Source organism: Chitiniphilus shinanonensis DSM 23277 (assembly GCF_000374805.1).
In the GTDB taxonomy this organism is placed as follows: domain Bacteria; phylum Pseudomonadota; class Gammaproteobacteria; order Burkholderiales; family Chitinibacteraceae; genus Chitiniphilus; species Chitiniphilus shinanonensis.
In genome coordinates, this window is the sequence record NZ_KB895347.1 from 86,290 (window position 1) to 105,667 (window position 19,378).

The following is a 19,378-nucleotide window of genomic DNA, read 5'->3' on the forward strand; positions in this document are numbered from 1 at the left end:
TTGAATCGATAACAAGCAGGTAGATTATGACGGGACAACTTCTGAGCTACGCGATCTGGGTGCCGATTGTGGCCGGCCTGATCGTGCTTGCCACTGGCGGCGACAAGCACGCCGGGATCCAGCGCTGGCTGGCGCTGATCGGCGCCTTGCTGGGCTTTCTGGTCACCCTTCCGCTGTATGCGGGCTTCGATGTGGAAAGTGCCGGGATGCAGTTCGAAGAGCTGCGTCCGTGGATCGAGACCTTCAACATCAACTACCACCTGGGCGTCGACGGCCTGTCGGTGTGGTTCGTGATCCTCAACGCCTTCACCACGCTGATGGTGGTGCTGGCGGGCTGGCAGGTGATCGAACGCCGCGTGGGCCAGTACATGGCCGCCTTCCTGATCATGTCGGGCCTGATCAACGGCGCCTTCGCCGCGCTGGATGCGATCCTGTTCTACGTGTTCTTCGAAGCGATGCTGATCCCGATGTACCTGGTGATCGGGATCTGGGGCGGCCCGCGCCGCGTGTACGCGTCGATCAAGTTCTTCCTGTACACCTTCCTGGGCTCGCTGCTGACGCTGGTCGCCTTCGTCTACCTGTACTACCAGGCCGGCCACAGCTTCGACATCCAGGCATTCCATCGCCTGCCGCTGGGCATGACCGCCCAGGCGCTGGTGCTGGTGGCGTTCTTCTTCGCCTTCGCGGTCAAGGTGCCGATGTGGCCGGTGCACACCTGGCTGCCCGACGCCCACGTCGAAGCACCCACGGGCGGCTCGATGGTGCTGGCGGCGATCACCCTCAAGCTGGGTGCGTACGGCTTCCTGCGGTTCGCGCTGCCGATCGCGCCGGATGCCTCGCGCGAATACGCCTGGGTGTTCGTGCTGCTGTCGCTGATCGCCGTGGTCTACATCGGCTTCGTCGCGCTGGTGCAGACCGACATGAAGAAGCTGGTGGCGTACTCGTCGATCTCGCACATGGGCTTCGTCACCCTGGGCTTCTTCATGTTCGCCCGCGGCACCGACCTCAACTCGTTCGCCGTCGAAGGCGCCATCGTGCAGATGATCTCGCACGGCTTCGTCTCCGCCGCGATGTTCTTCTCGATCGGCGTGATGTACGACCGCGTGCACAGCCGCAAGATCGCCGACTACGGCGGCGTGGCCAACAAGATGCCGATCTTCGCCAGCTTCTTCATGCTGTTCGCCATGGCCAATGCGGGCCTGCCGGGCACCAGCGGTTTCGTCGGCGAGTTCTTCGTGGTGCTGGGTGCGGTGCAGGTGAACTTCTGGTACGCCGTGCTGGCCGCCACCACGCTGATCTTCGGCGCCGCCTACACGCTGTGGATGTACAAGCGGGTGATCTTCGGCGACGTGGCCAACCAGCACGTGGCCGAACTGTCCGACGTGAACAAGCGCGAGTTCCTGGTGCTGGCGATCCTCGCCGTCGCCGTGCTGGGCATGGGCCTGTATCCGAAGCCGTTCACCGACCTGATGCACTTCTCGGTCAACGACCTGATCTGGCATGTATCGCAGACCAAGCTGCCCCAATAACGCATTGAAAGAATCAAAGGGTTGAAAGCATGACCTGGACCAGTCTCAACGCCTGGGTGGCGGCACCGGAAATCTTCCTGTTCTGTGCCACCTGCGCCATCCTGCTGCTCGATCTGTTCGTCAGCGATGCCAAGCGCGGCTTCACGCATTGGCTGTCACTCGCCGTGCTGGTCGTGACCGGCGCGCTGCTGGTGCGCGGCTACCACGCGGCGCCGCAGTACGCCTTCAGCCACATGTTCGTCGCCGATCCGCTGGCCACCCTGGCCAAGGTGGGCATGGTGGTGGGCGTGGCGCTGGTGCTGATCTACGGTCGCAGCTACGCGGCCGATCGCGGCATCTTCAAGGGCGAGCTTTATTCGCTGGCGCTGTTCTCGCTGCTGGGCATGATGGTGATGGCCTCGGCGATCAACCTGCTCACGCTGTACGTCGGCCTGGAACTGCTGTCGCTGTCGCTGTATGCGCTGGTCGCGCTGCGCCGCGATTCGGTGGAATCCACCGAGGCCGCCATGAAGTACTTCGTGCTGGGTGCGCTGGCGTCGGGCATGTTGCTGTACGGCATGTCGATGCTCTACGGCGCCACCGCCAGTCTGAACGTGCTGGAAATCAGCCAGCGGCTGATGGTCGAGCAGAGCGGCAACCCGTTGCTGGCCACCTTCGGCCTGGTGTTCGTGGTGACCGGCATCGCCTTCAAGCTGGGCGCCGTACCGTTCCACATGTGGGTGCCCGACGTCTATCAAGGCGCGCCGACCCCGATCACCCAATTAATCGGTTCCGCGCCCAAGCTGGCGGCGTTCGCCTTTACCATCCGCCTGCTGGCGCAGGCGATGGAAGGCTTCACCCCGGAATGGCGTTCGATGCTGGTGGTGCTGGCCGTGCTGTCGCTGGCCATCGGCAACCTGACCGCCATCGCCCAGACCAACATCAAGCGGATGTTCGCCTACTCGACCATCTCGCACATGGGCTTCCTGTTGCTGGGCATCCTGGTGGGCAACGTGGTTGGTTACTCCGCCGCCTTCTTCTATGCCGTGACCTACATGCTGACCGCCGCCGCCGGCTTCGGCGTGGTGATGCTGCTGGCGCGGCAGGGCTTCGAGGCCGACCGCCTCGACGACTACAAGGGTTTGGCGCGTACTCATCCTTGGTTCGCCGGCATGTTGCTGCTGGTGATGTTCTCGATGGCCGGTGTGCCGGTGTTCGTGGGCTTCTTTGCCAAGCTGGCGGTGCTGAAGGCCGTGGTTGACCTGGGCATGGTGTGGCTGGCGGTGTTCGCGGTGGCGATGTCGCTGATCGGTGCCTTCTACTACCTGCGCGTGGTCAAGCTGATGTATTTCGACGAGCCGGAAGGCGCCGCCGCGCCGTTGTCCGGCTGCATGTTCACCCGGGTGGTGCTGTCGCTGAATTGCCTGGCGTTGCTGGGCATCGGCCTGTTCCCGAACGATCTGCTGCTGCTGCTGACCAACGCGGTCGAGTTCTCGTTGCCCATCTGACATGGTCGAACTGTATGTGCTGTACGGATTGGCGGTCGTGGCCGCCAATCTGCCTTTTCTGACCGAGCGCATCTGCTTCGCGGTGCAGCCCTCATCGGGCCGCAAGGCGTTCGGCTGGCGGGCGCTGGAACTGGCGGTGCTATACCTGCTGGTCGGCGCCCTGGCGTTGGCACTGGAGCAACGGCTGTCGCCGATCCATGCGCAGAAGTGGCCGTTCTACGTCACCACGCTGTGTCTGTTCGTGGTGGCGGCGTTCCCGGGCTTCGTCTGGCGCTATTTCTGGCGCAAGCCGGGGCTCTGAAAGTTTTTGCGCAAAAGCTTGCCAAGGCAGGCCGGAGCGGCTAATATTCGCGCTCTTCGACAGGCACGTAGCTCAGCTGGTTAGAGCACCACCTTGACATGGTGGGGGTCGTTGGTTCGAGTCCAATCGTGCCTACCAACGAATACAAGGAATCAGACGATGTTCCGAACTCGCACTACTACCCAAAGATAACCCGGGTAGCCGTGCGCTGGTCAGAACCAGTCGATTCGATAAAAGTGCGGCCCAGGCCGCACTTTTTTTTTGCCCCGCGGGGCGACAACTTCATATTCCAGATACAGGTGGCCACGATGCCAGTGATTACGCTTCCCGATGGTTCGCAACGCCAATTCGATGCGCCGGTGACCGTGGCTGGCGTGGCCGCGAGCATCGGCGCCGGCCTGGCCCGCGCCGCACTCGCCGGCAAGGTGGACGGCAAGCTGGTCGATACCAGCTACCTGATCGACCGCGATGTGCAGCTGGCCATCGTCACCGAGCGCGATGCCGACGGGCTGGACGTCATCCGCCACTCCACGGCCCACTTGTTGGCCTACGCGGTGAAGGAGCTGTTTTCCAGCGCCCAGGTCACCATCGGCCCGGTGATCGAGGACGGCTTTTACTACGACTTCAGTTACGAGCGCCCCTTTACCCCGGAAGACCTCGACGCCATCGAGAAGAAGATGTTCGAATTGTCCAAGAAGGACATCCCGGTCGAGCGCTACGAGCTGTCGCGCGACGACGCCGTGGCGTACTTCAAGGGCATCGGCGAAGCCTACAAGGCGGAGATCATCGAGAGCATTCCGCAGAACGAAGTGCTCAGCCTGTACCGCGAGGGCGATTTCACCGACCTGTGCCGCGGCCCCCACGTGCCGTCCACCGGCAAGCTCAAGGTGTTCAAGCTGATGAAGGTGGCTGGCGCCTACTGGCGTGGCGATTCCCGCAACGAGATGCTGACCCGCGTCTATGGCACGGCCTGGGCGAAGAAGGAGGATCTCGACGCCTATCTGCATCGCCTGGAAGAGGCCGAGAAACGCGACCACCGCAAGATCGGCAAGGCGCTCGACCTGTTCCACATGCAGGACGAAGCGCCCGGCATGGTGTTCTGGCACCCCAAGGGCTGGAGCCTGTGGCAGTCGGTGGAGCAGTACATCCGCCGCCGCCTGGCCAAGGCCGGCTACCAGGAAGTGCGCACGCCGATGATGATGGACCGCTCGCTGTGGGAGAAATCCGGCCACTGGGAGAACTACCAGGAAAACATGTTCATCACCGAGTCGGAAAAGCGCACCTACGCCGTCAAGCCGATGAACTGCCCCGGACACATCCAGATCTTCAGCAGCGACCTGCGCTCCTACCGCGACCTGCCGTTGCGCCTGGCCGAGTTCGGCGCCTGTCACCGTAACGAGCCGTCCGGCGCGCTGCATGGCCTGATGCGGGTGCGAGGCTTCACCCAGGACGACGCGCACATCTTCTGTACCGAAAATCAGCTGATCGACGAAGCCAGGATCTTTCATGCGCTGGCGATGAGCGTCTACGACGACTTCGGCTTCGAAGGCATCGCCATCAAGCTGGCGCTGCGTCCGGACAAGCGCGCCGGCAGCGACGAAGGCTGGGACAAGGCCGAGCATGGCCTGCGCGAAGCGCTGCGCGCCTGCGGCGTGGAATGGGAAGAACTGCCGGGCGAGGGCGCTTTTTATGGCCCGAAGATCGAATACCACATCAAGGACGCCATCGGTCGTTCCTGGCAATGCGGCACGCTGCAGCTCGATTTCGTACTGCCCGAGCGCTTCGGCCCCGAGTACGTGGCCGAGGACAATTCGCGTCAGCGTCCGGTCATGCTGCACCGCGCCATCGTCGGTTCGATGGAGCGTTTCCTCGGCATCCTGATCGAGAACTTCGCCGGTTCCTTCCCCACCTGGCTGGCCCCGGTGCAGGCAGTGGTGATGAATATCTCCGAATCGCAGCGCGAATATACGGATCAGGTGGCGCAAACGTTGCGCCAGGGCGGCCTGCGGGTGGATGCCGACTTGAGAAACGAGAAAATAACCTATAAAATCCGCGAACATAGCTTGCAGCGCCTGCCGTACCAATTGATTGTCGGCGAAAAGGAAAAAGCTGCGGGCCTGGTGGCCGTGCGTAGCCGTAGCGGCGAGGATCTCGGACAGATGACGGTGCAGGCGTTCCTGGAGCGCGTGCAAGCCGAACACCCGGGGACCTGACCGCGCTCCAGCGCACGGTTTTTCTTTTGTCTGATTTGGAGAATAGCGATAGCTGCTCAGGATAAAGAGCCGCGGATCAATGGTGAGATCACCGCGCGCGAAGTTCGTCTGCAAGGGCTGGATGGTGAACAGCTCGGTATCGTGAGCCTGGCGCAAGCCATGGCACTAGCCGAAGAGGCGGAAGTCGATCTGGTCGAGATCGCTCCCACCGCGACGCCCCCCGTGTGCCGCATCATGGACTACGGCAAGTACAAGTACGAAAAGTCCAAGAAGGAACACGCGGCCAAGCAGAAGCAGAAGCAGATCCAGGTCAAGGAAGTGAAACTGCGCCCTGGCACCGACGAGAACGACTACCAGGTCAAGCTGCGCAATCTGGTGCGCTTCCTGGAAGAAGGTGACAAGTGCAAGGTCACGTTGCGGTTCCGCGGCCGTGAAATGGCCCACCAGGAAATCGGTCTGGCCCAGTTGAAGCGGGTCGAGAGCGATCTGACCGAACTGGCCGTGGTCGAGCAGTTTCCCAAGCTGGAAGGCCGTCAGATGGTGATGATGCTGGCGCCGAAGAAGAAGGCCTGATTTCCGGCCTTCGAAGATTTCAGCGGGGTGGCGACAGCCCCCGCCAAGGCCGCAAGGCCGGTTGTCGCACAAAAGCGTGGTGCCAGGCTTCAAGTTCCGGTTGTTCGGACGCCTGTCGCCAGATCCAACTCATACGGAGCATTTTTCCATGCCCAAGATGAAAACCAAGAGCAGCGCCAAGAAGCGCTTCAAGGTTCTCGGCGGCGGTGGTGTAAAGCGCAGCCATGCGTTCAAGCGCCACATCCTGACCAAGAAGACCACCAAGAACAAGCGCCAGCTGCGCGGCACCTCGATGGTCGATGCGACCAACATGGGCCACGTGCGCGCAATGTTGCCCTACGCGTAACTGAAGGAGATCGAACATGCCTCGCGTTAAACGTGGTGTAACCGCACGCGCTCGTCACAAGAAGATTCTGGACCTGGCGAAGGGCTATCGCGGCCGTCGCAAGAACGTATACCGTGTTGCCAAGCAGGCGGTGATGAAGGCAGGCCAGTACGCCTACCGCGACCGTCGGCAACGCAAGCGTCAATTCCGCCAACTGTGGATCACCCGGATCAACGCCGCGTCGCGTGAACTGGGCCTGGCCTACAGCCGCTTCATGAACGGTCTGAAGAAGGCCGGCATCGAAGTGGACCGCAAGGTGCTGGCCGACCTGGCCGTGTTCGACAAACCGGCTTTTGCCAAGTTTGTCGAGCAAGCCAAGGCGAGCCTCGCTGCCTAAGCGGCAAGTCCTTGAAAGGGGAGGCTCTCAGCCTCCCTTTTTTATTCTCCAGACGCAGGCAGAACCGATACCCAAGCACCCAAGGCTTCGGTATCGCTTTTGACCAGAGAACCGGGACCCCCATGGTTGCCAACGTACAAAGCATTCTCGATGAAGGGATCGCGGCGCTGAATGCCACCAGCGATCCGGTCGAGCTGGAAAACGCCAAGGCGCGCTACACCGGCAAGGAAGGCGCGATCACCGCGCTGCTCAAGCAACTGGCGACGCTGCCGCCCGAGGAGAAGAAGACCTTCGGCGCCACCGTGAACCAGGCCAAACAGGCGTTCGAGGCGGCGCTCGCCGCCCGGCGCGAGGCGCTTGCCGCCGAGAAGTTGGCCCGCCAGTTGGCCGCCGAGGCGCTGGACGTCACCCTGCCCGCGCGGGGGCGCGGCACCGGCAGCCTGCATCCGGTGACGCTGGTGCAGCAGCGCATCGAAGCGCTGTTCCGCTCTGTCGGCTTCGAAGTGGCGGACGGCCCGGAAATCGAAACCGATTTCCATAATTTCGAAGCGCTCAACATGCCCAAGGATCACCCGGCGCGGGCGATGCAGGACACCTTCTACGTCGAAGGCGGTGAAGTGCTGCGCACCCATACCAGCCCGATCCAGGTGCGCTACATGCTCGACCACCAGCCGCCGATCAAGATCGTCGCGCCGGGCCGGGTCTATCGCGTCGATTCCGACGCCACCCACTCGCCGATGTTCCACCAGATGGAAGGGCTGTGGGTCGAGGAGGGCGTCTCGTTCGCCGACCTCAAGAGCGTCGTCACTGACTGGTTGCGCAACTTCTTCGAGGACGAAACGCTGCAGGTGCGGTTCCGTCCCTCGTTCTTCCCCTTTACCGAACCGTCCGCCGAAGTGGACGTGCTCGGCCAGCGCGGCTGGCTGGAGATCGGCGGTTGCGGCATGGTGCACCCCAATGTGCTGCGCAACGTGAACATCGATCCCGAGCGCTACACCGGCTTTGCCTTCGGCTTCGGGCTGGATCGCTTCGCCATGCTGTACTACGGCGTGAACGACCTGCGCCTGTTCTTCGAAAACGATCTCTCCTTCCTCGGCCAGTTCAAGTGATGGCCGGCCGGGCCCGTTGCCGGCCCGGCGCGTAACGCGAGCCGCCCCGACGCGTGGGGCCGCTGCAACCGAACACCGACGGAGTTTGTCCGATGAAATTCTCTGAACACTGGCTGCGCACCTGGGTGAACCCGGAGCTGAACTCCGAGGCGCTGGCGCATCTGCTGACCATGTCCGGCCTCGAAGTCGAAGAGGTCGAAAGCGCCGCGCCGGCCTTCGACAACGTCTTCGTCGCTGAAGTGCTCTCCACCACCAAGCACCCGGATGCCGACCGGCTCAACGTCTGTTCGGTGAACGTGGGCGAAGCCGAGCCGTTGCAGATCGTCTGTGGTGCCCCCAATGTGAAGCCGGGCCTGAAAGTGCCGTGCGCGCGCATCGGCGCCAACCTGCCCGGCGACTTCAAGATCAAGCGCGCCAAGGTGCGCGGTGTCGAATCGTTCGGCATGTTGTGTTCGGGCGACGAACTGGGGATTCCCGATGGCGTCGATGGTCTGCTGGTCCTGCCGGCGGACGCACCGGTGGGCACGCCACTGCGCGACTACCTGAACCTGGACGACCAGCTCTTCACCATCAAGCTCACCCCCAACCGTGCCGACTGCCTGTCGATCAAGGGCGTGGCGCGCGAGGTCGCCGCATTGACCGGCGCCGTGGTCAATGCCGGCGCGACGCCGCCGGTGCCGCCGCAGGCCGACGATCGCCGCGGTATCCATCTGGCCGCGGGCAGCGCCTGCCCGCGTTACGTCGGCCGCGTGATCCGCAATGTGAACCAGGCCGCGCCGACGCCGGACTGGATGAAACAACGCCTGGTGCGCGCCGGACTGCGCCCGATCTCGGCCATCGTCGACGTCACCAACTATGTACTGCTGGAGCTTGGTCAGCCGCTGCATGCCTTCGACCACGGCAAGCTGCAAGGCGACATCACCGTGCGCTTCGCCCGCGAAGGCGAGCGCATCACCCTGCTCAACGACAAAGAGATCGCGCTCGACAGCGACATGCTGGTGATCGCCGATGACAGCGGCCCGGTCGCGCTGGCCGGCATCATGGGCGGCGCGCATAGCGCCGTCGAAGCCGGCGCCACCGATGTGTTCCTCGAATCCGCCTATTTCGCTCCGGAGGCCATCGCCGGTCGCGCCCGCCGCCTGGGCTTCTCGTCGGACGCCAGCCATCGTTTCGAGCGCGGCGTGGATTTCGGCGAATCGCGCGACGCCATCGAACGCGCCACCCGCCTGATCCTCGACCTGTGCGGCGGCGAGCCCGGCCCGGTGGTCGAAGCCGTCGAACCATTGCCCGCTCGTCCGCCGGTGTCGCTGCGCGTGTCGCGCGTGGCGCGCGTGCTCGGTGTGGCGCTGCCCGAAGCCCACATCGTCTCGATCCTGGAACGACTCGGCCTCGTGGTCGCCGCCGATGGCGACACCCTGACCGTCACGCCGCCGTCGTACCGCTTCGACATCCAGATCGAGGAAGACCTGATCGAAGAGATCGCTCGCGTCTACGGCTACGACAACATCCCCGTCGGCACCTCGATCGCCCGCACACCGATGCTGCCGCAGCCGGGCAACGCCCGGCCCAAGGCCGCGCTCAAGCACCTGCTGGTCGCCCGCGACTACCAGGAGGCGGTGAACTACGCCTTCGTCGAAGAACAATGGGAAGCCGACTTCGCCGGCAACGGCCAGCCGGTAAAACTGCTCAACCCCATCGCCAGCCAGATGAGCGTGATGCGCTCCACCCTGTTCGGCGGGCTGGTGAATTCGCTCAAGCACAACATCAACCGCAAGCAGGATCGCGTGCGGCTGTTCGAGATGGCGCGCGTGTTCCACGGCAAGGGCGCCGAGCAGCAACCGGAGAAGATCGCCGCGCTGGCCTGGGGCCCGCGTGAAGCGGAGCAGTGGGGCATCGGACGCGAGCGTGTCGATTTCTTCGACGTGAAGGCGGATATCGCCGCCTTGCTGGCGCCGCGCGTGGCGAGCTTCGAGCGCGCCGACCATCCCGCGCTGCACCCGGGGCGTGCCGCCACCGTGCTGCTCGACGGCCAGCCCATCGGCGTGCTCGGCGAACTGCATCCCAAGTGGGTGCAGGCCTACGAATTGATCCACGCGCCGGTGCTGTTCGAACTGGACGTCGCGGCGTTGACCAAGGTCGATAAGGCGCGCGTCGAGGCGGTGTCGAAGTTCCAGCCGGTGCGGCGCGATCTGGCGCTGATCGTCGACGAAGCGCGTCCGGCCGCCGAAGTGCAGGCCGTGCTGCAACAGGCCGCCGCATCGTTCGTGACCGAGATCGCACTGTTCGACGTGTATCGCGGAAAGGGTGTCGCGGAAGAGAAAAAGAGCCTTGCTTTCAAGGTGTTAATGCAAGATACTCACAAAACTCTGACCGATGAAGAAGTCGATGCTGCGGTGGCGAAACTCATTCGCCAAGCGGAGGCCGCGGGCGCGACATTGCGAGTTTGAGATATCCAGACATGAATTTTCCCTTTCGCCCAAGTACCGACACGAGCGGTACCGAGAAAACAACAATGACGTTGACCAAAGCCGACCTGGCCGATTTGCTTTTTGACAAGGTGGGCCTGAACAAGCGAGAAGCGAAAGACATGGTCGAAGCGTTCTTCGAGGAAATCCGAAGCGCGCTCGAGACCGGCGACGCCGTCAAGTTGTCCGGTTTCGGCAACTTCCAGCTGCGCGACAAGCCCCAGCGCCCTGGGCGCAATCCCAAGACCGGGGAAGAGATCCCCATCTCGGCCCGTCGCGTCGTCACATTCCATGCGAGTCAAAAGCTGAAGGGGCTGGTGGAAATCCACTATGCAAAGCAACAGCAACGTCGTACCGACAAGTGAACTTCCCCCCATCCCGGCCAAGCGCTACTTCACCATCGGCGAAGTCAGCGAGCTGTGCGGCGTAAAGCCGCACGTGCTCCGGTACTGGGAACAGGAATTCACCCAGCTCAAGCCGGTGAAGCGTCGCGGCAACCGGCGCTACTACCAGCACCACGAAGTGCTGCTGGTGCGCCGCATCCGCTCGCTGCTCTACGAGCAGGGCTTCACCATCAGCGGCGCGCGCAACCAACTCGCCCACCCCGGCGAGGAAGGGCGCGACGAGATCGATCCGTTGTCCGAAGTGCGCGCCGAGCTCAAGGAACTGCTGGCTTGGCTGGAAGACAGCGAAAGCGCGATAAACAGCTAGGCAAGCGCGACGACCCTCGTTATAATCGCGGCTCTTCTTCGGAGCGTAGCGCAGCCTGGTAGCGCACTTGCATGGGGTGCAAGGGGTCGCGAGTTCGAATCCCGCCGCTCCGACCATATAAAACAAGGGGTTAGCGAAAGCTAACCCCTTGTTCGTTTCCGCTGATATTAGAAGAACTTCTAATATTCATCTGCTAGGCGCGCTTCGGAAGAGGCAGCGTCACCTCACTAATAGGCACCTCGCGCCGCTTGATGTACGTCTCGGTCATGCTGATGTCCGTATGGGCGGCGCCAATGCTGATTTGCTCGATTTCATAGCCTAGTTTTTTGGCGTCGGTCATGGCTTTTGCCCGCAAATCCTTCAGCGTTGCGTCATCCCCCCCCCCCCCCCCCGAGCACGTGCCCGCTTCCACAGGGATCCAATACCATTGGCTGTGTACGGCTGGCCATGCTGAGTATGGATCACATAGACGGAGCGTATCGGGTAGGCGATCCTTGCCTTTTCAAGCACCTCGGCAATGGCTGCGGTAAGCGGGACGATGACTTGCGCCCCACTCGATCTTTCTGTCTTGGTGGGCTTGAAGTGGATGCCATCATCTTTGATCTGATCCCAGCGTAGCAGGCGAATTTCAGTAGTTCGCTGGTAGATCATGTAGCAGAGGTCGACGTAGCACTGGACCATTGCCCCGCTTCGGGTAGGGCGTCCATCATCGCCAACGAGTAGCGCATCCCGGATGGCGTGGAACTCTGCGTCGGTGATGTACCGTTCTCGCCCAGGTGGTTTTTCAACCGTGACTTCGCGTGTCGGATTATCGCTACGCAGACCTCGCCGGCAGCGCCAGCGGAAGAAGTCAGAAAGGCGCGACAGGTAAACCTGGGCCATTCGTTGACCGGACCATTGGTCCACGAACTCAGCGATGTCCACTGGGAGTACCTGGGTGATGTCAAACGCCCTGAAGCCATCCTCAATCTGTTGGCAGATGTAGCGCAGGTTCTGGATATTTCCGTCATGGATTTTCCGCCGTGCGGGATCCTTTGGCGCTGATTTGTCCTTCTTGGTGATGAGTTCTGCAACATACCGCCGCCAAGTTGCGGCGAAGTTGCCCGCGTCGCCGTTGGCGGTATTGTGTTCTTGAATCCGTTTCGCCTCTTCGCGCGCTTGAGCTTCCCCATCCGCAATGGCGCAGAGCGAGTGCCATTTCCTGGCTTTGCCATCGCGAGGATTGATGGTTGCTTCAGCGGTAAAGGGGTAGAAGCGTTTTCCCTTCCTGTAAATCCGCGTTTCGGACAGGCTGCGCAGCGTGGAGCGATGTCTACTCATCGCGACCTCGGATGTACTCGTGGGCGAGCAGATTGAACCCCTTCCGCGCCGGCGAAGATGCCGCATCGTTTGTTCGCCAATGCCTCGAAGGCTTGCTCCGTGAGGATGGGACCGGCTTGATCGCAGGGAAGCTCCACCCCGAAGTGGCGCTTGAACCAACGCACTTGGGCCCCCCTTTGTTGCAAACCGGTGATCTCTCGAAGTCGCTCGCGATCCAGACGAATCATCACGCTTCCCCACCATCAGATTCGACCATATCAGCCGGGTAGCGCGAGGCCAGCGGCCACGGCTCCGAAAAGTCATCGTGTCCGGCCTGATCGAGCCCGCACGCAGGCTGCCGAGGCCTCACATGAAAATCGGCATATTCGAGGTAATCCATCATTTCGCTCCGCTGATGATGGCCGCCCGGCGTTCGCGGGCGTGGTGCGCCTGCCAGTCGCTGGCGCACTCGGCGCCGCAGAAGGTTGCGCTGGCTGGCGCGATGTCCTCGCACCAGGGGCAGACGCCGGATGGCGCCGGCGTTTCTCGCTGGGCGGTTGCTCGGGTCGACGCAAGTGCGTCCTCTCGAGCCTGCAGCTCCAGATCGCTGGCGAGATCAAATTGACGGGACATGACACTCCCCCTGTTCGTAGTTGTGTCGCCGCGCGACGGTGGCGACGACGACCCAGGCGCCGGCCTGGCTGGCGCACCAGTGGCGCCAGCGCAGCCAGAGCAAGACGTGGGCGTTATGCAGCGGGTGGTTCAAGATCCGACCCCGGAACGCTTTGGGCGGTCATTGGCATGCAGCGCAGGGAAAAACCATCGGTCCATCACCAGCAGCGTCCAGCAGGCCCCCAGCAACACCGCCAGCGCCAGCAGGGCGGCGACGCAACCCTGGGCGAACACCAAGGCGGCGCTGATGGCGCAGATCGCCAGCGCCAGCACGGTGATCCCGGCCGCGCCGTAGGCCAGCAGGCGCAGCACGATCCAGGCCGGCCTCATGCCACCACCCCATACGGCACGGTTTTCGAGGCCCGGTAGCTGTCGATGCCGATGGCCACCACGCGGTAGCCCATCGCCCGGAACAGGCGCACCACATCAAACAGCTCGGTGGCGTCGACGAATTCGATGGCGCGGATCTGGCTACGCATGGGCCACCTCGTCCGGCTGGCCCGATTCGCCTTCCGCAGCAGGCAGGCTGGCCGCTTCTTCGCGGCGCTTGGCACCTCGCTCGATGTCGTAGCCCGACAGCACGTCAAGGCGGCAATCGGCGATGCGCAATCCGCCTTCTGCGCTCGGCTCCAGGCGCAGCAGTGCCACGCCTTCGCCCCGAAAATTCGGGACGGCGACGTATTCACCCTGAAATAGGCCCTGATCGCGCGCTGCGGCCAGCAGCTGGCAAAGTGCCCCGCCCGCGCTGCTTTCCTCCATTTCGGCTTCACGTAGCGCTTTCTGCATCGCGTAGGCGGCTCAACGCCCAGCCGTAGGCGTTGAACGCGTTTTCGATGGCTGCGGACGTAACTGTGTCTTGATGGTGCTGATCCATGGTCGATTTCCTCAGTGCTGGGATGGCCGCGGGCGGTCCGGCGGGGTGCGCGGCGGGGAGTTTCCGGGCGAATCGACGATGGCCGGCCCGGATGCCGGTACAGATCGCCAGCGGCCAGCCCGATCCCAGGTGCCGCCGGCGAGTGCGAGGTGCAGATCCCGGCGCCAGGTGGCGGCGGAATCGGCGTTTTGGCGTTCCAGCCGGGCCACTTCGCGGGTGGTGGCTTCGGGCTGGTTACAGTTATTCACACAGGTCCAAGTGCTCGCGGCTGCGCCGCTGCGCTGAAAAACATCGACCTGCTGGCGCTGGCTGTCCTGCGCCAGTTCCTTGGTGCGGCCCCAATCAATGGTCCAACTGTGCAGCTTGGTCTGGACGCGCTCGATGACCTCGCCCAGCACCATGCGTCGACCGCACATCACCCGTTCGCGCACCACGACCGCGGCGCGGCGCAACACCGGCTCGCCGAAGCGGTTGGAAGGCAACACCTGCTCGCCCGACTCGGGGCACGGCTCTTGTTCGTACTCGAACGTCACCTTATAGCCACTGCCGATGGCGCACCAACCACGCATGAAGTCGGCGAAATCGCCCAGGTCCGCAGCACGATGTAACGCGCGCAGCATGATCTCGTTCTCGCTCGCGAACAGATCGGCCCGGCGCAGCTCGCGCCATACCGTCACCGGCGGCGTGCCCATGGCCTGAAACTGGCGGATGCGGTGGTTGCTGGCCCACTTGGCTACGCGGTCGGCGCCGTGCTCGGCGGACAGGCCGGACTCGTCGTCGGTGTCCATGCGATGGCCGTCGATGTTCTTGGCTAGGTACTTCGAGATGTACCCAACGGCGCTACCCTTGCGCGGGTCGATTTCCTCGACCGTCATGCGATGCTCGGCGGCCCCGGCCTCGGTACCGTCCTCTTCCAGCGCCTTGGCGCGCAGGATGGCCAGCATCTTGGTGGCGCGATCCTTGGCCACCCACAGCAGCAGATGCCAGTGCGGGCACCCGTCGTGATGCGGCTCCGTGACGCGGATGCCGAACGGGGTGATGCCGTGCTTTTTGAACTGCGCGCGTGCCCTGGCCCACAACCTGCAGAGGTAGTCCTGCACATCCCGAGCGGTAAAGCGGGGCGAGCAGTTCGGCGAGCCCCTGACCTCGCGCGGAACCGAAAATGCTGCAAGCCCCGCAGCGCGGAAGGTCGAAATAGCCCTATGCCACTGGCGCGTCACAAATTGGCGTCGCGCCTGCCGCGATAGGCTTCCGCGCCATACAGGCGCCCCGTATTTCCAACTGCTGGGGTGGTATTTGCTCGGCGCCGTCAGCGTCACAAACCAGGCCGACAGGCCCGCCGCCTTGGCGACCTCTTCCATCCCGCGAGCACGCACCATCAGCTCGGTGCGCCGAATGGCTGGATTGCTCACGCTCCACTGGCTGAGTGCTTCCAGCGTGGCGGTGTAGCCAGATTCATTGGTCGCCTCCGCCGCGGCCAGCATGCGCTGATTGCGGCGCTGCCGAGCGCGCAGCCGGCGATAGGTCGGGGCGGACAGATAGGCCGAGCGCTTGCGCCGCACCTCGCCGAGGCACACTAGGCATGCTCCAGCACGCCGGTGACGCGGCGTTTCAGCCGGCCGCGCCAGAATTTTTCATCGCCCAGACGCCGGACCACATAGGCGCGTTGACGCTCATCCAGCTCGTGGTTCGGCGCCACGATGCTGGCCTCTTCGGCGCGCAGGCACGCCTCGAACACATAGCGCGGCCGGCGCACGAATCGACTGCCATCGCGCACCTTGAACACCTCGCCCGTCTCTGCCTGGGCCAGGATGCGCGCGCACTCGTCGGCGGCAACCCGCGCGAAGCTGGCCAGATCATCGTCATCCCTGTCGAGCGGCAGGCCCGTCGCACGCAGCTCGCTGGCGAATTCCCGCGCCCAACGGTTTGCGGCGACCAAGCAGCGGTTAGATTCGACCCCATCGATATGGTCCGCATTCGGCAGCACCTCGACCGTGCCACGGCGCTTGATCCAAGCGCCCATGGCCGCGTAAACCAACTCATCGGGCAGGCCATGCAACAGCGCCCGCGCCGCAGCGCGTTCCTGGCGTGTCACACGCTCGCGCAGCTGGACGATGGCGCGCGGTAATGGGCGGGGGATGTGCAAGGTCATACCACCCACCACCCTGGAGTGAGGTGGTGGCTCGCAATGCTAAGATCATTTCGCAGTCTCCCCAGACCGACGAAATCACCCAGCAAAGGAGCCACCATGGACAAGGAAAATTTCAAGAACCAGCGTCCACCGAAGCCGGCGCCGCCGGCACCCAAACCGAAAGCCAAAGGACCATAGAAATGAACGCAGCCAACCGCACGCCGTTTGAAATCAAATTCGATATCCAGTACGGGCTTTGTCTGAACGAGCGGCACCAGCGCCTGTATCGGCATCTGAAAAAGTGGTTGGCTGGCATCAACCTGTTGGCGGGGGCCGGCGCAGTGGTAACTCTTGCTGCACAGATCTCCGCCCTGGGGATTGCCGTCGGGCTGATGGTGGCGATCACCACCGTGCTGGAGAACCAGATCTCGCCCACCGAGAAAATCTACGAATTCCGCGATTGGCATGTTCGATGGGGGCAACTGCTGAAGCGCTTCGTGGCTGGTGAAGACCCGGCGGCCCTGGAGGCCGACATCGCCGAGCTGCATGCGGCGTGCTGCCCCTGGATCGAAGGATTGCGTCCGGTCGCCTACAACGACGCGGCCACCGAACTGGGCTGCGGCGAGGGCCTGTATGTCTTGAGCCGCTGGCAACGATTCATGGCGACGCTTGCTTGAAATGCTGTTCATGCCGCCGTCCTCGACACCGGCGCCGGCTCAGCGCGCGTCAGCGGCGAGTGCACCATGCCGCGCTGCCGCGCCGCCTCGTCTTGATCCAGCCGGCGATTGATCGCGGCCGGCGGCAGGCCGATGGACACCGACACACTGCGTAGCGTCGGCAGCTCCAGGCCGGCGACATTGGCCAGGGCCAGCGCCTGCAGCTTGGGCTGGATGTGCTCCGCGAAGGCATAGACTTCGTCCGCGACAGTGGCGATGGCGTCGCGCTGGCGCTTGGTCAGCGGTCGCTCGGTGCCGCGCACCTGCGCCGACACCCCAGGCGGCAGGCGCCAACCGTTTTCCTGGCAACGTTCGACGGCCTGATCGTGGGCGAGGATTTCCTCGGGCGTCATCATGGTGGCGCCTCGAATCAGCCCTGCGCTGGCTGGCGTGACGTGATGGCCGCCATCCCCACCCGCAGCCTGCGCCACAGGCTGGCGCCCACATCCCGGGCCCGGTGCCAAACACCTGCAGGCGGCTGGCCCATACGGGTATCGCCGATCAGCACCAAGGGACGGATCTGCCAGCGGGCATACCAGGCGACCTGACGGAAGGACTCCGGGCGGCCGAGAAACTTCACCAAGTAATCGACCGCACTGATTCGGCGGCCATCCACCGGCTCGATATACACGCGGTGTTTTACCGCGCCAGCTTCATTCCCGGCATCCGCCAGCGCACACTGGCGCAGTCCGGCCAATGCCTCCGCAGCCCGATCTGTCGGCAGCCACAGCAGCAGGTGCCAGTGCGGACAGCCATCACGATGGGGCTCAACGCAGCGCACTCCGGCCGCACGTATTCCCTGCTGCAACCAGCGGCGACGAACCCTGACCCATACCTCGATCAGCCACGCCGGGGCGTGGGCGGGCGTCATGCCGCCATAGCATGGCGACTGCGCATGAAAGCGGGCGGGCAGGGAGAGGGTGATCAAGAACGCGCTCAGGCCCTCGCGTTGGGCGCGACCCTCCAACGTGCGCAAAGCCTGTACCAATCGAGCGAAGCTGTCGTAGCTCATGCGATTCCTCCGGGCGTAACTCGCCCCTCGCCGCCCGGATTGGGCACGATGGGCAGAGATGAAAAAGGGAAGGAGAGCGGTGCGCCGACGCGCCGCGGGGCGCTAGCTACCCGGGCTGAAATTCAGGCCCGGCTGGCTGTCATCGTTGGCGGCACCCTGGCGCTCGGTGTGCATGAACACCGAGCGGTTCGGCACGAAATTCGCCTCCAGGAACGCGGCGACCTGGCAATCGATGACCATGCGACTGCCGCAGCACTTGCACTGGTTGGTGGCGCGCTTGGCGGTCGGCTACACGTAGCAGCTGCTGCGCGTGACCGTATGGCCACCGCATTTGGGGCGGAGGAACTGCGTATTGCCGCTGTCTTTCTGGGGGACGGACGGAGTCGACATGGCGACCACCTCAAGCGGAGGGGTTGTGATGCGGAGCACGAACACTGCCGCCGTCAGCGTGTGCGGTGGCTTTGTTCACAGGCAGCATGCGGCTTTTACGACTAGCTTTCATGCTGCACCTCCAGTAAGTGCGCCAGCCCCGCGAGCGCGGCGGCTTCGCACAGGCCGGGCAGCATCAGGCGGCGGCCGAGTTCGCTGTCGGAGTAGCCCTCCTGGGCGTTGAGCGCGTCGAAACACGCGCGCTCATTGGGCAGCAGCCGGGTCCAGATCGGCTTACCGGTGACGACACCTTTAGGCGCACGTCGGCGTGGCTGTCGCAAAGCTGTCATGGTGGTATGATCGACCGAGATTAATTGAGCACAACCGCAGCATTCAACCCATTTGAGTGGAAATAAAGGATTTTTGAACTCGAATGAGTGGAGTTGGTAAGCGCCTTCTGGAAGAGCGAAAGCGGCTGAACCTAAGTGCAGAGCGGTTTGCAGCACTTGGCGGCCTGAAGGGGAATGCGCAGTACAAGTATGAGTCCGACGAACGGTCACCTGATGCTGCCTACTTGGCTGCGCTGTACCGCGCGGGTGTTGATGTCATGTATGTGCTCACGGGGCGCCGTGATCCATACGTTAACGAGGCAGAGCATCAGCAGTTGGTTGCGGCGTATGACGCCGCGCCGCCCACGGTACGAGCTGCGGCTCTCGGAGCTTTGATCGCTGGCCTGGGGCCGGCGGCCACAGTCCACACAACACCCTGCAAGGCACCAACACCACGGCGCCGGTTGAACTGCCGCCGGGTGCGTTTTCGTTCGACGACGCCGGCAAGAAAAAGAAATAGCGGGCACCGCCCGCGCACTGGGGTACTTCAGACGTAACAGGGGGCCGGTCTTGCCGACCGGTCGGCGTAGAAGTGAAGTGCGGGGCGGCCACCAGCGCCGGGCCCCCACTTTACACATACATACGTGATTGAAGGGGGTTCCATGAGTGCCACGTCTAATGCGGCCGGCAAGGCGTTATGGCTGGACAAGGCTGCGCTGAAGAAAGCCACCGAACACCTGCTGGGCATCTGCCAGGGCATCACCGCGGATGATCATCTCAACGACCAGGAAGTGCATTTCCTGTCGGCTTGGCTGGCTCAGTACCCCGAGGTCACCCAGGCCTGGAGCGGCAAGGAGATCAGCTGA

Annotated in this window: 26 protein-coding genes and 2 tRNA genes; 15 read left to right on the top strand and 13 right to left on the bottom strand. The window is 63.4% G+C overall.

Annotation, left to right across the window (positions count from 1 at the left end):
* The first annotated feature begins 26 nt into the window (after window positions 1-26).
* The 13 genes from C556_RS0113460 to C556_RS0113520 all read left to right on the top strand — a co-directional run bounded on the left by C556_RS0113460 (window position 27) and on the right by C556_RS0113520 (window position 11,226).
* Window positions 27-1,529 (top strand): NADH-quinone oxidoreductase subunit M, encoded by a 1,503-nt coding sequence (locus tag C556_RS0113460; protein WP_018748780.1) that lies wholly within the window; start codon window positions 27-29, stop codon window positions 1,527-1,529.
* A gap of 29 nt (window positions 1,530-1,558) precedes the next feature.
* Window positions 1,559-3,016 carry an NADH-quinone oxidoreductase subunit NuoN gene (gene nuoN / locus C556_RS0113465; RefSeq protein ID WP_018748781.1) on the top strand — a complete coding sequence of 486 codons (1,458 nt, stop codon included), beginning with the start codon at window positions 1,559-1,561 and terminating at the stop codon, window positions 3,014-3,016.
* 1 nt (window position 3,017) lies between these two features.
* On the top strand, window positions 3,018-3,317 hold the full coding sequence (locus C556_RS0113470) for a DUF2818 family protein (RefSeq protein ID WP_018748782.1): 300 nt from the start codon (window positions 3,018-3,020) through the stop codon (window positions 3,315-3,317).
* 61 nt (window positions 3,318-3,378) lie between these two features.
* Window positions 3,379-3,455, top strand: a tRNA-Val gene (locus C556_RS0113475).
* Between the two features lie 170 nt (window positions 3,456-3,625).
* Window positions 3,626-5,530, top strand: a complete 1,905-nt coding sequence (gene thrS / locus C556_RS0113480; RefSeq protein WP_026263085.1) for a threonine--tRNA ligase — start codon at window positions 3,626-3,628, stop codon at window positions 5,528-5,530.
* A 48-nt stretch (window positions 5,531-5,578) separates the two neighbouring features.
* Window positions 5,579-6,103, top strand: a complete 525-nt coding sequence (infC, locus tag C556_RS0113485) for a translation initiation factor IF-3 (protein ID WP_211214731.1) — start codon at window positions 5,579-5,581, stop codon at window positions 6,101-6,103.
* Between the two features lie 148 nt (window positions 6,104-6,251).
* Window positions 6,252-6,449 carry a 50S ribosomal protein L35 gene (rpmI, locus tag C556_RS0113490; RefSeq protein ID WP_018748785.1) on the top strand — a complete coding sequence of 66 codons (198 nt, stop codon included), beginning with the start codon at window positions 6,252-6,254 and terminating at the stop codon, window positions 6,447-6,449.
* Between the two features lie 16 nt (window positions 6,450-6,465).
* Window positions 6,466-6,825, top strand: a complete 360-nt coding sequence (rplT, locus tag C556_RS0113495; RefSeq protein WP_026263087.1) for a 50S ribosomal protein L20 — start codon at window positions 6,466-6,468, stop codon at window positions 6,823-6,825.
* Between the two features lie 122 nt (window positions 6,826-6,947).
* Window positions 6,948-7,934 carry a phenylalanine--tRNA ligase subunit alpha gene (gene pheS, locus C556_RS0113500; protein WP_018748787.1) on the top strand — a complete coding sequence of 329 codons (987 nt, stop codon included), beginning with the start codon at window positions 6,948-6,950 and terminating at the stop codon, window positions 7,932-7,934.
* 92 nt (window positions 7,935-8,026) lie between these two features.
* Window positions 8,027-10,381, top strand: coding sequence for a phenylalanine--tRNA ligase subunit beta (gene pheT / locus C556_RS0113505; RefSeq protein WP_018748788.1), 2,355 nt, complete (start codon window positions 8,027-8,029; stop codon window positions 10,379-10,381).
* Between the two features lie 65 nt (window positions 10,382-10,446).
* Window positions 10,447-10,764, top strand: coding sequence for an integration host factor subunit alpha (locus C556_RS0113510; protein WP_018748789.1), 318 nt, complete (start codon window positions 10,447-10,449; stop codon window positions 10,762-10,764).
* On the top strand, window positions 10,730-11,110 hold the full coding sequence (locus C556_RS0113515; protein WP_018748790.1) for a MerR family transcriptional regulator: 381 nt from the start codon (window positions 10,730-10,732) through the stop codon (window positions 11,108-11,110). Before C556_RS0113510 ends, C556_RS0113515 begins: the two co-directional genes overlap by 35 nt.
* A gap of 39 nt (window positions 11,111-11,149) precedes the next feature.
* Window positions 11,150-11,226 (top strand) — tRNA-Pro (locus C556_RS0113520).
* Between the two features lie 77 nt (window positions 11,227-11,303).
* Here C556_RS0113520 and C556_RS23085 read toward each other — a convergent pair.
* The 9 genes from C556_RS23085 to C556_RS21745 all read right to left on the bottom strand — a co-directional run bounded on the left by C556_RS23085 (window position 11,304) and on the right by C556_RS21745 (window position 16,107).
* The gene (locus tag C556_RS23085) at window positions 11,304-11,450 is read right to left on the bottom strand and encodes a hypothetical protein (RefSeq protein ID WP_157236175.1); all 147 of its coding nucleotides are present in this window, start codon (window positions 11,448-11,450) and stop codon (window positions 11,304-11,306) included.
* Between the two features lie 20 nt (window positions 11,451-11,470).
* Window positions 11,471-12,430, bottom strand: coding sequence for a site-specific integrase (locus C556_RS21735; RefSeq protein ID WP_051083241.1), 960 nt, complete (start codon window positions 12,428-12,430; stop codon window positions 11,471-11,473).
* 226 nt (window positions 12,431-12,656) lie between these two features.
* On the bottom strand, window positions 12,657-12,809 hold the full coding sequence (locus C556_RS23095) for a hypothetical protein (RefSeq protein WP_211214727.1): 153 nt from the start codon (window positions 12,807-12,809) through the stop codon (window positions 12,657-12,659).
* On the bottom strand, window positions 12,809-13,042 hold the full coding sequence (locus C556_RS23100; RefSeq protein ID WP_157236178.1) for a hypothetical protein: 234 nt from the start codon (window positions 13,040-13,042) through the stop codon (window positions 12,809-12,811). The genes C556_RS23095 and C556_RS23100 overlap by 1 nt, the downstream gene beginning before the upstream one ends.
* Before the next feature lie 129 nt (window positions 13,043-13,171).
* Window positions 13,172-13,411, bottom strand: a complete 240-nt coding sequence (locus C556_RS0113535) for a hypothetical protein (RefSeq protein ID WP_018748791.1) — start codon at window positions 13,409-13,411, stop codon at window positions 13,172-13,174.
* Window positions 13,408-13,560, bottom strand: coding sequence for a hypothetical protein (locus tag C556_RS23105; protein ID WP_018748792.1), 153 nt, complete (start codon window positions 13,558-13,560; stop codon window positions 13,408-13,410). The genes C556_RS0113535 and C556_RS23105 overlap by 4 nt, the downstream gene beginning before the upstream one ends.
* Entirely contained in the window at window positions 13,553-13,867 is a 315-nt protein-coding gene (locus C556_RS0113545; RefSeq protein WP_157236179.1) for a hypothetical protein, read from the bottom strand. Before C556_RS0113545 ends, C556_RS23105 begins: the two co-directional genes overlap by 8 nt.
* Before the next feature lie 99 nt (window positions 13,868-13,966).
* Window positions 13,967-15,532, bottom strand: a complete 1,566-nt coding sequence (locus tag C556_RS23630) for a replication endonuclease (protein ID WP_083930596.1) — start codon at window positions 15,530-15,532, stop codon at window positions 13,967-13,969.
* Window positions 15,532-16,107, bottom strand: coding sequence for a hypothetical protein (locus tag C556_RS21745; RefSeq protein WP_018748795.1), 576 nt, complete (start codon window positions 16,105-16,107; stop codon window positions 15,532-15,534). The genes C556_RS23630 and C556_RS21745 overlap by 1 nt, the downstream gene beginning before the upstream one ends.
* A gap of 179 nt (window positions 16,108-16,286) precedes the next feature.
* Here C556_RS21745 and C556_RS0113560 point away from each other — a divergent pair, with 179 nt between their 5' ends.
* A complete protein-coding gene (locus tag C556_RS0113560) occupies window positions 16,287-16,763 on the top strand; it encodes a hypothetical protein (protein WP_026263089.1) in 477 nt (158 codons plus the stop codon).
* An 8-nt stretch (window positions 16,764-16,771) separates the two neighbouring features.
* Here C556_RS0113560 and C556_RS0113565 read toward each other — a convergent pair whose 3' ends face one another.
* The 4 genes from C556_RS0113565 to C556_RS23120 form a co-directional block, all read right to left on the bottom strand.
* Window positions 16,772-17,158 carry a hypothetical protein gene (locus tag C556_RS0113565; RefSeq protein WP_018748797.1) on the bottom strand — a complete coding sequence of 129 codons (387 nt, stop codon included), beginning with the start codon at window positions 17,156-17,158 and terminating at the stop codon, window positions 16,772-16,774.
* A 14-nt stretch (window positions 17,159-17,172) separates the two neighbouring features.
* Entirely contained in the window at window positions 17,173-17,814 is a 642-nt protein-coding gene (locus C556_RS0113570; RefSeq protein WP_018748798.1) for a replication endonuclease, read from the bottom strand.
* A gap of 102 nt (window positions 17,815-17,916) precedes the next feature.
* Entirely contained in the window at window positions 17,917-18,054 is a 138-nt protein-coding gene (locus tag C556_RS23115) for a hypothetical protein (RefSeq protein WP_018748799.1), read from the bottom strand.
* A gap of 251 nt (window positions 18,055-18,305) precedes the next feature.
* Window positions 18,306-18,689, bottom strand: coding sequence for a hypothetical protein (locus C556_RS23120; protein WP_157236180.1), 384 nt, complete (start codon window positions 18,687-18,689; stop codon window positions 18,306-18,308).
* A 485-nt stretch (window positions 18,690-19,174) separates the two neighbouring features.
* Between C556_RS23120 and C556_RS21750 the strand changes: the two genes are divergently transcribed.
* Window positions 19,175-19,378 (top strand): hypothetical protein, encoded by a 204-nt coding sequence (locus C556_RS21750; protein WP_051083242.1) that lies wholly within the window; start codon window positions 19,175-19,177, stop codon window positions 19,376-19,378.